Annotated in this window: 10 protein-coding genes; 8 read left to right on the top strand and 2 right to left on the bottom strand. The window is 48.2% G+C overall.

The genetic code is table 11. The features are described from left to right. Positions 1–5: 5 nt before the first annotated feature. The 5 genes from Q0V82_RS05435 (at position 6) to Q0V82_RS05410 (ending at position 6,091) form a co-directional block, all read left to right on the top strand. The gene (locus Q0V82_RS05435; protein WP_297573316.1) at positions 6–647 is read left to right on the top strand and encodes a short chain dehydrogenase; all 642 of its coding nucleotides are present in this window, start codon (positions 6–8) and stop codon (positions 645–647) included. A 587-nt stretch (positions 648–1,234) separates the two neighbouring features. Then, the gene (locus tag Q0V82_RS05425) at positions 1,235–1,870 is read left to right on the top strand and encodes a nucleotidyltransferase domain-containing protein (RefSeq protein WP_297573314.1); all 636 of its coding nucleotides are present in this window, start codon (positions 1,235–1,237) and stop codon (positions 1,868–1,870) included. Next, positions 1,842–2,261, top strand: a complete 420-nt coding sequence (locus Q0V82_RS05420) for a hypothetical protein (protein ID WP_297573312.1) — start codon at positions 1,842–1,844, stop codon at positions 2,259–2,261. Before Q0V82_RS05425 ends, Q0V82_RS05420 begins: the two co-directional genes overlap by 29 nt. Before the next feature lie 751 nt (positions 2,262–3,012). Continuing rightward, positions 3,013–3,345, top strand: coding sequence for a hypothetical protein (locus tag Q0V82_RS05415; RefSeq protein ID WP_297573310.1), 333 nt, complete (start codon positions 3,013–3,015; stop codon positions 3,343–3,345). Positions 3,346–3,781: 436 nt separating this feature from the next. Continuing rightward, the gene (locus Q0V82_RS05410; protein ID WP_297573308.1) at positions 3,782–6,091 is read left to right on the top strand and encodes an SIR2 family protein; all 2,310 of its coding nucleotides are present in this window, start codon (positions 3,782–3,784) and stop codon (positions 6,089–6,091) included. Between the two features lie 721 nt (positions 6,092–6,812). Here the strand turns inward: Q0V82_RS05410 and metH are convergent. Beyond that, a complete protein-coding gene (gene metH / locus Q0V82_RS05405) occupies positions 6,813–10,565 on the bottom strand; it encodes a methionine synthase (RefSeq protein ID WP_297573306.1) in 3,753 nt (1,250 codons plus the stop codon). A 197-nt stretch (positions 10,566–10,762) separates the two neighbouring features. On the opposite strand from metH, the gene Q0V82_RS05400 reads away from it, so the two are divergent. The 3 genes from Q0V82_RS05400 (at position 10,763) to fabI (ending at position 12,677) form a co-directional block, all read left to right on the top strand. Continuing rightward, positions 10,763–11,092 carry a hypothetical protein gene (locus Q0V82_RS05400; RefSeq protein ID WP_297573302.1) on the top strand — a complete coding sequence of 110 codons (330 nt, stop codon included), beginning with the start codon at positions 10,763–10,765 and terminating at the stop codon, positions 11,090–11,092. 99 nt (positions 11,093–11,191) lie between these two features. After that, on the top strand, positions 11,192–11,644 hold the full coding sequence (locus Q0V82_RS05395; protein ID WP_297573300.1) for a hypothetical protein: 453 nt from the start codon (positions 11,192–11,194) through the stop codon (positions 11,642–11,644). 262 nt (positions 11,645–11,906) lie between these two features. Then, positions 11,907–12,677: an enoyl-ACP reductase FabI gene (fabI, locus tag Q0V82_RS05390; protein ID WP_297573299.1), complete on the top strand. Its 771-nt coding sequence runs from the start codon at positions 11,907–11,909 to the stop codon at positions 12,675–12,677. A gap of 101 nt (positions 12,678–12,778) precedes the next feature. Here fabI and pta read toward each other — a convergent pair whose 3' ends face one another. Further along, complete coding sequence (pta, locus tag Q0V82_RS05385) at positions 12,779–14,830, bottom strand: phosphate acetyltransferase (protein ID WP_297573298.1); 2,052 nt, start codon at positions 14,828–14,830, stop codon at positions 12,779–12,781. Between the last annotated feature and the right edge of the window lie 155 nt (positions 14,831–14,985).

Raw genomic sequence — 14,985 nt, 5'->3', positions numbered from 1 at the left:
TAAGATTGGCCCACAAATTAATTCACGAGGGCTTTTTGATGAAGACGATCATTCTTATTGGTGCCAACGGCAAAATGGGTCAGGCGGCAATGACCGGGCTGGGCAAACACCGCGTTATTACTGCTAGCCGCAGCGGAGAAGGGGTCGATTACAAGGTAGACATTACCGATAAAGAAGCCATTCATGCGCTGTACCAACAAGTGGGCCATTTTGATGCAGTGGTTAACACGGTAGGGGTTTGTGAATACGCGCCGTTTGAATCGATGACCAGTGCGCAGTGGGATACCACGATTCAAAGCAAGTTGTTGGGCCAGATCAACTTAGTGAATATTGGCTTGCAATATATTGGGGATGGCGGCTCGTTCACACTGATTTCGGGCATCTTGAATGTGAAGCCGGTGCCGTTCGCTATCGCGGACGCCACAATCAGCGGCGCCATTGATACATTTGTTAAATGTGTGGCCCATGAGCTACCGCGCGGCATTCGTATCAACGTGGTGAACCCTACCGTGTTGGAAGAAGCGTGGCATGTCTACGGAGACATGATGCCCGGCTTTCAACCAGTGCCTTCGGCCTTAGTGGGTAAAGCGTTCGAGCGTGCAGTGGATGGTTTCATCAGCGGCGAGGTACTCTTCGTCGACGCTTAAGCACCGTAGATCCCGTCTTGCCGCTCAGGCGCTTTGATATTCGGCTTGATACTTTGTTTGCGTTTTCAATACGCCAAAGCACAGGTGAACCAATTTATACATGCCAGCGCCGAGCGCGGACATTTAGCTCTTGCCACGGGCCAGTCAGCATTCAAATAAAGCTTTGGCGTGGGGGTTGAGCTGCGCAGGCTTAGCCCAACTTACGATTTCGTGGTGCATACCCAATTTGGGTTCGATCGTACCCATATTGGGTTTGTTTTGTTATTGATGATCTAATTAGCAAGTACCGCGTATGTCGCAATAGCGTAGGGGACTGAAAGCTACGCGAATCGCGCCGTTGTGATGCTTGTTGGCGGCGTAATCAAAGGGGTCAGAGTCGATTGATTCCATGGAAAACTAAAAATCAATCGACTCTGACCCCATTGATTCCGCATCGATAGGTAGGGCGGGTTAGCCTTTAGGCGTAACCCGCCAATCCGATGCCGGAATCACCCGTCGTCATTAGTGCGGCTCTCGATTTGCCCTAAATACGGGCATCCAATCAAACCCATTTTGGGTTCGATCATGCCCAAAATGGGTTTGATTTCTTGACCATACCCAAATTGGGTTTTATCATGCCCAATATGGGTACTTATACAGATGCGCTTTTTAGCAAAACTCAGCAGCGGGTGCTGGCAGTGTTGTTTGGCCAGCCGCAACGCTCTTTCTATGCCAACGAAATCATCGCCTTGGCGGGTGGCGGTTCGGGCGCGGTACAGCGTGAGCTGGCTAAATTGGCCGATGCGGGGCTGATTAAATCGCAGCGAATTGGCAATCAAAAACATTATCAGGTCAATGCCGATGCGCCGATTTATGCCGAGCTACGCAGTATTGTGGTCAAAACCTTTGGGCTCGCTGACGTTATACGCGCGGCCTTGGTCGATATTGGGCCGCAGATTGAGTTAGCCTTGGTGTATGGCTCGGTGGCCAAGGGCAATGAACACGCCGCGAGTGATATTGATTTAATGGTTGTGGGCGAGCAGATATCGCATGCGCAATTGCTGGCGGCATTGCTACCGGCGCAGCAAACTTTGGGCCGCCCTATCAATCCAACGCTCTACACTGCTGCGGAATTCGCCCAGCGGGTGATGGAGGGACGATCGTTTATGACCCGCGTGCTAGAGCAGCCAAAAATCTTTGTAAAGGGGAATGAGGATGATATCGCCCGACTTAGCGCCGCTTGAAAATCTGGCGAAGATTGGTAAATTAAAGCCCGAGCCATCCGATGCACGCGAATCGGCTGGCTTAATCCGCTCGGCCACGGTTCGGTTGCATGATGCGCGCAATACCGCGCTCTCAATCGAGAGCCGTTTTGATCTGGCCTACAACGCAGCGCATTCCGCCGCATTGGCCGCGCTACGCGCTGCGGGTTTTCGCAGCGATAATCGTTATTTGGTGTTTCAGTGCTTGGCGCACACCTTGAGCTTACCCGCCGCAGAGTGGATCTTGCTCAATCAAGCGCACACCAAACGCAATCTGGCCGAATACGAAGGTGATTTAGATGTGACCGAGAGCTTTGTCGCAGAGCTGATCGAGCAAGTGGAGCGGGTGTTGCAAGCGGTGAAGGATTTGTAATTCGGAGATTTGTAGTTCGGATTTTGCTAACTTGAGTTGACGAAAAGCCTCGCATCCGCGAGGCTTTTTTGTGGGTATTGCTGGCTAAGCATTGCTCAGCAACACCTGCAATCAAATACATCGATGAGTAGGGCGGGTTAGCCGCAGGCGTAACCCGCCAATCTGATGCAGGAATCACCTGTCGTAATTAGGGCGGGTTGAGCAATCAAAGGGGTCCAATCAAAGGGGTCAGAGTCGATTGATTCCACGGAAAACTAGAAATCAATCGACTCTGACCCCATTGATTCTTGCTTAACAATACTTGCAAGCAAATACATCGATGAGTAGGGCGGGTTAGCCGCAGGCGTAACCCGCCAATCTGATGCCAGAATCACCAGTCTTAATTAGGGCGGGTTGGAAACCGCAACCAGCTCAACATGGCTGACGATTACCTCTCCCAAAAAAGTAGGGCGTATTCGCCGCGCAGCGGCAATACGCCGATTGGCACGCATCATTGCAGAATTCTATGCGGCGTAATGCCTGCGGCGATTACGCCCTACAGCGTTGGCGCAGGATTCGCTTTTTTTTAATAAAGCTAACACTTTCCCATCAAATAACTGACGCTGAGTTTGCAAATAGATATGATGATGGCATCGGATGAACGGTAGGGCGTATTCAATAAATCAAAGGGGTCAGAGTCGATTGATTCCACGGAAAACTAAAAATCAATCGACTCTGACCCCATTGATTTCCCTGGAAAGAGCGATGGAAAATGCAGCACATGATGAACCGGGATTTTGGGAAGATTGGGCCGAGCATTTTTGAGGCGAATTTTAGTTTGATTTTGCATATTGAGGATACTCAAGGAGTCATGATGAATACGCACTGGTCCAGTGAATTGCAACAGTTAACGCGTGAAACATTACATAATCTCGATATTTTCCCATTGGATGTGATCCGATTTAAGAATATAGATGGCCGCTTTGCTTCTGCTAATGTAGATCAATTGTGCAGCGGTGAGTATTGCTTATTGATTACTCGAGGAGATATCGTGCAGCTAGATTCAGTTGATGTCTTGATTGAACAAGGTTGGTGCATAGATTAATTAATAATCTATATGCAGGCAATCGCTAGGTAAGCAAACAAGCTATTTTAATTTTTCTGCAGAATCAAAGGGGTTAGAGTCGATTGATTCCACGGAAAACTAGAAATCAATCGACTCTGACCCCATTGATTTCCAATCCCAATCACGATTGGGCCTTACGCCGTAACACGGCGACAATGACATGCCAAAAAATATATTGTAATAAGGTTTTAGAAGGGAATTTAACGCCGCTTTCATCCTGGCGAAGATTTTGGGTTTTATTTGTGCTAAGTGGGTCGGCTCCAGATAGTTTGAATGTAGAAAACAACAAGCCTATTTAAATCATAGGCTTGCGTTGCCATCATTCAAACTGAGTGAGGCGAGCGTACTTAAGTATTTATAAATATTCCTTATCCAATTTGTTTAATAAAAACCTATGAAATAGGAATTAATAGTTATGCAGAATGTTTATCACTATTTAGATGAAAATTCAAAAGATATTATTGCTGCTCACTACAAGCGATCTCAGCTAATACCATTTATTGGGGCTGGTTTTACAAAAGGACAAAAATCAAAACGAGGGTTGATTCCTGGTGGAGTTGAGTTGTTAGATGGAATAAAAAAATTAGCATTGAAATCCGTTAACTTAGCAGCTTCCGACAAGGAGTCAATAGAAAAAATACAGAGCCTGAAGGTCGCATTTAATTTACTTAGTGAAGGTAATGCGATTGATCATGAAATGGCACGGAATTATTTAATAAACAGTTTTTCTAAAGTAAGTATATCAAAAAACAGGTCTAATTTTATAAATTTGGATTGGCCAACGGTAATAACATTTAATATTGATGATGCCATAGAGTTGGCAAATAGAGAATTTGAAGTTATAAGGCCGTTGCGAGAAATATCAATAGAACGAGTTAAAAGATTAAAATGTTTGATTAAAATTCATGGTTGTATCACAGAATATGCAAACTACCTTGATCCTAAGCTTGTTTTTACATGGAAGCAATACATTTCAAGTTTTTCACTTAACAAATCATTGATGGAATATATAGAATCTTCATCAGAGACAAAAAACTTTCTTTTTGTAGGTTGCAGCCTTGAGGAGGAATTAGATGTTATGCAACTTTCACAAAGGGACGTTTTTAAAAAATCAATATATCTTACAAAAGGTGAACCTTCATTCGTTGAGAGAATGAAATTAAAAGAATATGGAATTGACACAGTTATTTACTTTGACGAGTATGATCAAATATATGATTGGATATATTCAATTCTTAGTAAAGAAGTTGTTGAGAGCCGAATAGAAGATCTAAATTTGGTTAGAGAGCCAAAGATATCAAATTTGAAAGATAATATTGATTTTATAATAAATGGTGGACCGGTAATACAAAAAAAAGACAACATAGAAACTGCTCGATGGCCAGAAATTTGTGGTGTAAGGGATGTGGTAAAAAACATTTGTGAAGAGATCAATAGACACCAGTTTATATTATTAAATGGACGCCGTTTTTCAGGAAAGACATTAGCTTTAGTTCAGCTGTATGAGGAGTTGAAGCAATTTCAAATTTATTTTTTCTCCTCTCATCAGCCATTTAATCCACGATTATTGAATCTAATTCGTGGGTCAGAAAAGTGTTTGTTTATTTTTGATTCAAATTATTTACGTGGTGACAGTGCGTTAGAGTTAATTAAAAATGCAGGGTCCAATCGGTTTATTATAGCGCTTAATACATATGAAAATAGCCTTTATAATGCATTTCAAGCTCTTTCAGATGTCGCTTGGAAAGAATATAGTATAAACCCAAGATTGTCACAAAAAGAGCAGAACGAATCTAATTCACTCTTAAATCAGGCCGGGCTACCAAAATTTGAATCTAGTGAAACGTTACTAAATAACGCATATAGAAATTTTGAGATGCAGAAATTAACGCATAGCTCTAGAGTATTTAAAAGCAATCTAACAAATTCACATTATAAGGCTTTGATATTATTAGGCGCATTTTCAAAAGTAGATAGTCTTCATATTAGAGCTGCATTTGATACTGGGTTTAATATAACTGAATTTGTTATTGGTAGTAATGATTTATTCGATCTTGAAATTTATCGTGAAGAAACTGTAATGGTTTGCAATTCTCAACAATGGTTAGTGCGATTACTTTCAGATTTTGCATCAAACGAGCATGAAAGAGCCGCCGACCTAGTTTCAGATTTAGCAAAAAGCTTATATGTTCATGGTCAAATAGAATCTGCGGATGTAATAATTAACTTTGATTTACTGAATAGTATTTTCTCATGGAACAAAACCGGAGCAGCTTATTTTGTACGATCAGTATATAAGCGTCTAGCAAATCCGTTTGGACAAAAAAGCCATTATTGGTTACAAATGGCCAAGTGCGAACTGAGGTCTGCTAGTAGTATTGATGAGTTAAATAATGGATATACATGTGCAAATAAAGCTCGTGAAGATAACAAAAATTTGAAAAACAGAACGTATTACAGCGCAACTTTAGTTATCGCACAATTACTTAGTCGACTATATATAAAAACAAAATCGGAAGATACATTGAGTAAGATGTTATTTATGTATACAGAATCACTTGATAATTATATTAATAATAAAGGCTACGTTAATAAAGTAAAAGAGCAGTATAAAAAAAGAGGTCTGAATGACATTTTTGTTTCGATACATGCACTAACAACATCAGTACAGTTGCTACCTTATAGGGATGATGTTAATAAATTAACCTCCTTTATGGAGAATTAAAGTTTTAATAAGGTATGCACCACGTACGGCGCAATATTGTAGGGTGCCGATGAGCGAAGCGAGTCGCGCCGTTGCGATGCTTATTTGCGGCGTATTCGGCGCAATTCGCTGCGCTCATTGACGCCCTACGAAATCGACGTATTTGCTTGCAAGCCTTTATCTACAACACCTAGAGAGCAATACATCGATTTAAAATCAAACCTCGTTGAGCTGCGCGAGATCCCGTGTAGCAAGCCGAGCGAGGAACAAGCGGGGCGGGGTTTTTGCGATCATTGTTTGAGGCCGCAGGCCGAGTTTTGATCGCAACCGCCTCGATTGTCCGCAGCGAGGGAATCCGACGAAGTCGGACGCAGATACTAGGGCGGATTTAGCTTCGCAGAAACTGCGCCTTCGGCTTGTTTTCTTTTGCTTACTTTTTGCTTCGCAGAAACTTCGTTTTCTTGGCCGCTCAAGAAAAGTAAGTGCCGCGCGGCATTAGCGCGACGACGCTTCAGAAATCACTGCCGCATACCAAAGCAGAGTACGGCGTAATACCGTAAAGGCGCAATGGAGTTAGGGTGCTGAAAGCTAAGCCAATCGCGCCGTTGTGATGCTTATTTGCGGCGTATTCGGCGCAATTCGCTGCGCTCATTGACGCCCTACGGTGTTTGTGAGCAAAAAAGCCTCGCATCCGCGAGGCTTTTTGATGGGTATTACTTGCTAACTAATACTCGATAAAACCTTAAGCGACATACCCCAAGTTAGGCGCTAAGTCGCGCTCGGCTTGCACCAAGCTCACGCCACGGCGTTGGGCGTAGTCTTCGACTTGGTCCAAGGTGATTTTGCCGACGCCAAAGTAGCGCGATTCGGGGTGGCTAAAGTAAAAACCACTCACCGCTGCGGTTGGCAGCATGGCGTAGCCTTCCGTTAGCGTCATGCCGATGTTCGGCGCGTTGAGCACTTTGAATAAATCGACTTTGGGCGTGTGGTCGGGGCAGGCAGGGTAGCCCGGCGCTGGGCGCACGCCGATGTATTTTTCGTCGATTAAATCATCGTTGCTGAGCGCTTCATCTTGGGCGTAGCCCCAGAGTTCGGTGCGAACGCGGTAGTGCATATGTTCGGCAAAGGCTTCGGCAAAACGGTCCGCCAGCGATTTAAGCAAGATGGCGTTGTAGTCGTCGTTGGCGTCTTCAAAGGCTTTGACTGGCGCATCGATGCCGATGCCGCCGGTGACGGCAAAGGCGCCGATATAGTCGGGCACGCCGCTTTCTTTGGGGGCGATAAAGTCGGACAAGCACCAGTTGGGTTTGATTTCACCGGTTTTGGGTTTGGGTAATTGCTGGCGCAGATTGTGCCAGGTCATGATGGGCTTGTGCTCGGCGGCTTGGTCGACTGAAGTCGACCCTACGGTGCTTGGATCGTAGAGCTCGATGTCGTCGTGGTTGACGCTGTTTGCGGGGAAAAAGCCAATCACGCCAGCGGCGGCAATCCATTTTTCATCGACGATTTTTTTCAGCATCGCTTTAGCATCGGCATACAAGCTGCGCGCGGCTTCGCCGACGATTTCGTCTTGCAAGATGGCCGGGTAGCGGCCGTGTAATTCCCAGCTTTGAAAGAACGGTGTCCAGTCGATAAAGGGCTCGATATCGGCCAAGTTATAGTCGGTATATTCACGCACCCCAAGAAAGCTAGGCTTTGGCGGGGTATACGTTGACCAATCGGGGCTAAATTTATGCGAGCGCGCTTCAGTCAAGCTAATCAGCTTAGTGCGATCTTTGCTGGCAAAAATCTCCCGCGCCTTGGTGTATTCGGCTTTTACGCCAGCGACAAACGCTGGTTTTAACTCATCGCTCAGTAGATTCGAGCACACGCCCACCGCGCGGCTGGCGTCGGCCACGTAGATGACTTGGTCGTTTTGATAATGCGGCTCGATTTTGACTGCGGTATGCACTTTGGAGGTGGTGGCGCCGCCAATCAATAGCGGAATCGTAAAGCCTTGGCGCTGCATTTCTTTGGCCACATGGCTCATTTCTTCCAGACTTGGCGTAATCAGGCCCGATAGGCCGATGATGTCGGCTTTGATTTCGCGCGCGGTATCGAGGATTTTTTGCGCCGGCACCATCACGCCCAAGTCGGTGACTTGGTAGTTATTACAGCGCAGCACTACCGCGACGATGTTTTTGCCAATGTCGTGCACATCGCCTTTCACGGTGGCCATCACGATCACGCCTTTGGCGGGCGCGTCTTGCAGGCCGAGGGCGATTTTTTCGGCGTCGATAAATGGCTCTAAATGCGCCACGGCGGCTTTCATCACGCGCGCGGCTTTGACTACTTGCGGCAAGAACATTTTACCGGCGCCAAACAAATCACCGACCACGTTCATGCCGGTCATCAAATGGCCTTCGATGACGTGGATCGGCCGCTCCACCGAGAGGCGAGCCGCTTCGGTGTCTTCAACGATAAAGGTGGTAATGCCTTTGACCAGCGAATGGGTGATACGCGCTTGCAGCGGTAATTCGCGCCAGCTTAAGTCTTCGCCTTTGGCCACATTGGCGTCGCCTTTAAAGGCTTCGGCCAGCGTAATCAGCGCTTCGGTCGCGGCAAGGGCGTCGTCGGTTTTCATCAATACTACCGACTCAATCGCATCGCGCAGCGTTGGTGCTACTTCGTCGTAGGTTTCGAGCGCACCGGCGTTGACGATGCCCATCGTCATGCCTTGCTTGATGGCGTGATACAAAAAGACCGCGTGAATCGCTTCACGTACTTTGTTATTACCCCGGAACGAGAACGATACATTCGATACGCCGCCGCTGATTTTGGCGTGCGGCAGATTGTGCTTAATCCAGCCGGTGGCTTCGATAAAATCAAGGCCGTAGCGCGCGTGTTCGTCGATACCGGTGGCTACGGCAAAAATATTCGGGTCAAAAATAATATCGGCAGGGTGAAAGCCAATCTCGTCGACCAAGATGCGGTAGGATTTTTCGCAAATTTCAATTTTGCGCGCATAGGTGTCGGCTTGGCCTAGCTCGTCAAACGCCATCACGATGACGGCTGCGCCGTACATTTTGAGCAATTTGGCTTGCTCAATAAATTTAGGTACGCCTTCTTTCATCGAGATCGAATTGACGATGCATTTGCCCTGCACGCACTTAAGGCCCGCCTCGATGACTTCCCATTTGGACGAGTCGATCATAATCGGAACGCGGCTAATATCGGGCTCGGCAGCAATCAGGTTAAGGAAGGTGACCATCGCCTTGTGGGCGTCGAGCATGCCTTCGTCCATATTAATGTCGATAATCTGCGCGCCGTTGACTACTTGTTGCCGCGCCACATCGAGCGCGGCGGTGTAGTCGCCAGCCAAAATCAAACGCGCAAAGGCTTTTGAACCGGTGACATTGGTACGCTCGCCCACGTTCACAAATAAATCATGATCGCCGATATTAAATGGCTCTAAACCAGAAAGCCGGCATTTGGCTTCGATGCTGGGTATTTTGCGCGGCGGCAAGTCTTTCACCGCTTGATACATCGCGGCAATATGCTCGGGCGTAGTGCCACAGCAGCCGCCGATAATATTGGCAAAGCCCGATTCGGCCCATTCGCGAATGTCGACGGCCATCATGTCCGGATCAAGATCGTAGCCGGTTGGCGCGAGTGGATTGGGCAGACCGGCGTTGGCGTGGACGGATACATAGCAGTCCGAAATCCGGCTCATTTCTTCTACATACGGGCGCAACAAATCGGGGCCCAGCGCGCAATTCAGACCAAACGAGATCGGGTCGGCGTGGCGTAGCGAATTATAAAAAGCTTCGGTGGTTTGCCCGGTGAGCGTGCGGCCAGATTGATCGGTAATGGTGCCGGAAATCATAATCGGCAATTCTTCGAGCTCGGGGCGATCAGCGAAGTATTTCTTAATCGCAAACACTGCCGCTTTGGCGTTGAGCGTATCAAAAATGGTTTCCACCAATAAAATATCCGCGCCACCTTGCACCAAGCCATCGATGGATTCGAGATAGGTTTCGACCAGCGCATCAAATGTCACATTGCGAAAACCCGGATCGTTAACATCGGGAGAGATCGAGCAAGTGCGGCTGGTTGGGCCGAGTACGCCAGCGCAAAAGCGCGGTTTTTCTGGGGTTTTGGCCGTTTGCGCCACGCACAGGTCTTTAACCATTTTGGCAGCAGCAAAATTGAGCTCCCAGACTAATTCTTGCATTTCATAATCGGCCATCGCAATCGCGGTGCCATTAAAGCTATTGGTTTCCAGAATGTCCGCGCCGGCATCGAGGTAGGCTTGGTGAATATCGCTAATGATCTGTGGCTGGGTCAGCACCAGTAAATCGTTATTGCCTTTGACGTCGGTATGCCAATCGGCAAAACGCGTGCCACGGTATTGCGCTTCATCGAGCTTATATTGCTGGATCATCGTCCCCATGCCGCCATCCAAAATCAGGATGCGTTGTTCAAGTAAGCTTTGCAGTTGCGCGAAACGAGTCATGAATGAATCCAAAAAAAATAAGGCAATGAACCTGACACTTTACCATGCAAAAGCGGGCTTGCCTTACCACTAACCGCGATTTTCCGCAGCAAAAGGTGACTATTTTGGTAAAAATGCCGCGCTAGAGCGGACTTAATGCATTTTTTATCGCGGTAGAGCGGCATAAGCTAAGCGTATGATTTAGTGGAGTTCTTCTTATGCCGCGTGCCATTGCTATGCCCACCCTGAAAGTAACGAATGTATCGCGGGTGCATCCTTTGCAGGCGCGTACTCAAGCGGCGGATTCTCAAGCTTGGCAGGCAGAAATCGCGGCGGCAAAGCGGCGCGCTGCGCCCAATCGGGTCTTGGCGGCGCAGCGGGTGGATTTGCAGATCAAACCCATTAGCACTTTTCCGCATTTATCCTCGATGCTGATTCAGCAAATGCAGCCAAATCGTGGCGTGTCGCAAGCTCGAATGATGGCTTATCAAACAGTTGCTGACGACGGCTCTACTGAAGTTGGTCAGCTGCTTGATTCGCTGGCTTAATCTCTGATTTCACCTGTTATCGGCTAAGACGTGTGATTGCTGTTTTTGGCTGGCGATGACGCCGCTATGCTGCAGTATGTTGGTTTCAGGTGACGCATGATGTCTGAGATGATGGTTTCCCGCACTAATCCTTTAGCTCGCGCAGCCAATGGCATGAATAATGCCGCTGCGGCGATGCTTGAGCTGCAAAAATCGCAGCGATCTGACTCTTCCAATCGGCCCGATCAGCCCGAGCCGTCGGATTTAGCGTCGGGCCGCAGCGCAGAAAAACCACCGGTAGATGCGGTGTCGATTTCGGATGCCGCCAAGAAAAAGCAGTCCGAAGACGCCGAGCAAGTCACCGAGCAAGTCACTAGTAGCCAACAAGCACCGAGCCCAGCGTCGCCAGCACCACCAGCTACGGCGGCGAAAGCGGCTGAGCCGGCGACCGAGCCGGTAGAAAAACCCGCCAATTCACGGCCCGCCGCAGCGGCGGCCGCCCAATATGCGCAGCAACAAGCTAGCGCCAATACCCAATCCAGCGCCACCCCCAATATCAGCGAAACCGCTTAAATCAGATTGGCTTTATTACTTGCGTATCGATCGGCGTTCGCTTGATTGATCGCATTCGCGCGCGCTTAATTTGGCAATTTTTTGCTTTGCCGCAAGGCGATGGCGCTTGCTGGCGTGGCTGGTAAAAAAGCGCGTATCGGCGCTTTAAGCTTGCGAGTATGATTTTTGCTCAAGCGCGTCGGGCTTGGTTTGGCATTTTATCGACGTAGGAAAGTGGATTGTTTTTCGGCAAGCGAAGTGGCTTGTATTGATGGAGAAAGTAATGACGGCAGGTTCTTTAGCAGGAAAAGTAGCGCTGGTAATGGGTATTGCCAACGAAGATTCAATCGCCTATGGCGTGGCCAAAGCGTTAAAAGCGCGTGGTGCCGAATTGATTTTGACGTATCAAACCGAAAAAACGCTGAAGTATATTCAGCCCATCATCGATGAATTGCAGCCCGGCATCGTTCAGTTATGCGATGTGCAAGATGAGGCGGCAATGGCGGCGGTGTTTGCAGCGATTGCGCAAAAATATCCGCAGCTTGATATTGCGGTGCATTCGATTGCTTTCGCGCAAAAAGAAGATTTACATGGCCGCGTGGTCGATAGCTCGGCGGCTGGTTTTGCTTTGGCAATGGATGTGTCTTGTCATTCGTTTATCCGCATGGCGCATCGCGCCGAGGCTTTAATGGATAAGGGCGGCACGCTATTGGCAATGAGCTATTACGGCGCAGAAAAAGTCGTACCCAATTACGGCATGATGGGGCCGGTGAAAGCCGCACTGGAAAGCTCGGTGCGTTATATGGCGAGCGAGCTTGGCCCGAAAAAAATCCGCGTGCACGCGGTGTCTCCCGGCCCAGTTAAAACCCGCGCCGCCAGCGGCATTCGTGAGTTTGATTTGTTGATTAGCAATGGCGCAGGTAGCGCACCACTGCGTGAATTGCCAGGGATTGATGATGTTGGCGAGGCGTGTGCCTTTTTGTGTGAAGACGGCGCTGCGCGGATGACGGGCAGTACTTTGTATATTGATGGCGGGATGAATATCCTCGCTTGATTTTGTGGCGCGTGTTTTTGCCGGCATAAAAAAATACCCCAGTTTTTAGCTGGGGTATTTTTATGTAAGCCATTAAATATAATGGCTAGACGCATATACGTTTAAGCTAGCATTTGCTCGGCTTGAATAGCAGTCAATGCAATCGTGAACACGATATCGTCCACCAAAGCACCACGCGACAAGTCATTCACTGGTTTACGCAAACCTTGCAGCATTGGACCAACGCTGACTACATCGGCACTACGTTGTACCGCTTTATACGTGGTATTACCGGTGTTCAAATCAGGGAAGACAAACACCGTGGCTTGACCGGCAACCAGACTGCCCGGCGCTTTTTGCTGACCGACTTCAAGTACTGATGCCGCATCGTATTGCAAAGGACCGTCAATCATCAGTTGTGGATGGCGCGCTTTGGCGATTTCAGTCGCGCTGCGTACTTTATCCACATCGACACCGGTACCGGATTGACCGGTTGAGTAGCTAATCATCGCTACTTTGGGATCAATACCAAACGCTTTGGCTGAGTAAGCACTTTGTGCGGCGATTTCGGCCAATTGCTCAGCGTCTGGGTTTGGATTTACCGCGCAATCGCCGTAAACCAAGACTTGTTCTGGCATCAGCATAAAGAATACTGAAGATACAATCGACGAGCCTGGTGCAGTTTTGATCAATTGCAAGGCTGGGCGAATGGTGTTGGCGGTAGTGTGGATGGCACCTGACACCAAGCCATCGACTTCATCAATCGCCAACATCATGGTACCGAGTACCACATTGTCTTCGAGTTGACGCAAAGCTTGGATCTCGGTGAGACCTTTGCTCTTACGCAATTCAACCATTGGCGCTACGTATTGCGCGCGGATTTCTTCTGGATCAAGGATTTCCAGCGACGCGGGTAAAGTCAAACCTTGTGAGGCAGCAATGCCTTCAATCACGGCGCGATTACCGAGCAATACACAGCGAGCGATGCCTTTTTCTTCACAAGTAATCGCGGCATTAATCGTGCGTGGCTCTTCGCCTTCTGGCAACACAATGCGTTTATTGGCGTTGCGGGCTTTTTGAATTAACTGGTAGCGGAATGCTGGCGGGCTTAAGTGATGCGCGCCTTTGGTTTGTACGCCTACATGCAAAGCGTCGCTATCGAGTTGTTCGGCGACTGAATTCATCACCAAGCTCATCCGATCTTTGTCGTCCGCTGGCACGGCCGTCGGCACTTGGCTAATCGCCAGTGCGGTACTAAAGCTATCGCCTTCGGTACGCAATACTGGAATACCGGTGTGGAACGCCATTTCAGTAAAGGCGCGGACGGTTTCATTGAGTTCGGTATTGTGCGTCAAGATCAAACCGGCCAATTGCACGCCGTTGCTGGCGGCTAAGGCGGTCGCCAAAATCACATCATCACGGTCACCCGAGCTGACAATCAACGCGCCGGGTTTTAGGCGGCGAATGACTTCAGGTACGGCGCGGGCGGCAACCACGGTTTCGGCTACGCGGCGTTTGGTGAGTTCACCTTTAACGATGATCTCGGCATTTAAATGCAAAGCCACGTCAATCGTGCGCGGGGCAAGTAGTTTTGAATCAAATTGCACTACGCCCCAGATTTTGAGCTCGCCGATTTCGGCTTGTAGCGCGGCTTTATCAAAGTCGGCCGGCGCTTTGTTGAGAATCACGCCGCCAACTTGTACGCCTTCATTGCGAAATTGACGTTCGGCGATTTTGATTTCTTCGCTAATGTTTTTTTCACTAGCGTCGCTCACCAAAATCACCGTGGCTTGCAAGCCCAGTGCCATTTCGGTATTCAATTGGGTAGTAAATGGATTGCTTGGATCGGGGTGCAAACCTTCAACTACTAACACATCGGCGTCTTTGCCGGCGGCCATGCTCATGGTGATGATTTCTTCGAGCAAATCATCGGTCTCATCGATTGAAACTTGCTCAATCGCGTAGTTGGCTGGCAAAGCATCCGGCACGTCAAGCTGACAAATTTGGCGAGCAAAATGCGTTGAGCGCTCGATATCGCAAGCATTGCGATCTTGGGCAACCGGCTTAACAAAGCCGACTTTAAGGCCTTGATTTTGTAGGCAACGGACCACGCCTAAAGTGACTGAAGTCAGGCCGACATTTAAGCGAGTTGGAGCGATAAAAAAAGTTTGCATTGGAAAAACCTAAGTCTAGTTCACCCGTAACAAGGGCAGATCGCGTGACTATAACGCGGCTAAGGTTTTCTTTATATGACACAACTCTATTTTTAATGAATTTATTCGCGGTACTTTTCCCAACTTACTATGTGCAATGCTTATCTTGTGCCTCA

The sequence above is a fragment of the uncultured Deefgea sp. genome (genome assembly GCF_947072475.1).
In the GTDB taxonomy this organism is placed as follows: domain Bacteria; phylum Pseudomonadota; class Gammaproteobacteria; order Burkholderiales; family Chitinibacteraceae; genus Deefgea.
The sequence above is the reverse complement of the archived record's forward strand: the minus strand, read 5'-3'. Positions and strand labels throughout refer to the sequence as shown.

Bases quoted from the DNA above. Each gene is read 5' to 3' on its own strand.
- Q0V82_RS05420 (WP_297573312.1), top strand. From the start codon at position 1,842: ATGATATCGCCCGACTTAGCGCCGCTTGAAAATCTGGCGAAGATTGGT.
- Q0V82_RS05415 (WP_297573310.1), top strand. From the start codon at position 3,013: ATGCAGCACATGATGAACCGGGATTTTGGGAAGATTGGGCCGAGCATT.
- pta (WP_297573298.1), bottom strand. From the start codon at position 14,830: ATGCAAACTTTTTTTATCGCTCCAACTCGCTTAAATGTCGGCCTGACT.
- fabI (WP_297573299.1), top strand. From the start codon at position 11,907: ATGACGGCAGGTTCTTTAGCAGGAAAAGTAGCGCTGGTAATGGGTATT.
- metH (WP_297573306.1), bottom strand. From the start codon at position 10,565: ATGACTCGTTTCGCGCAACTGCAAAGCTTACTTGAACAACGCATCCTG.
- Q0V82_RS05400 (WP_297573302.1), top strand. From the start codon at position 10,763: ATGCCGCGTGCCATTGCTATGCCCACCCTGAAAGTAACGAATGTATCG.
- Q0V82_RS05410 (WP_297573308.1), top strand. From the start codon at position 3,782: ATGCAGAATGTTTATCACTATTTAGATGAAAATTCAAAAGATATTATT.
- Q0V82_RS05395 (WP_297573300.1), top strand. From the start codon at position 11,192: ATGTCTGAGATGATGGTTTCCCGCACTAATCCTTTAGCTCGCGCAGCC.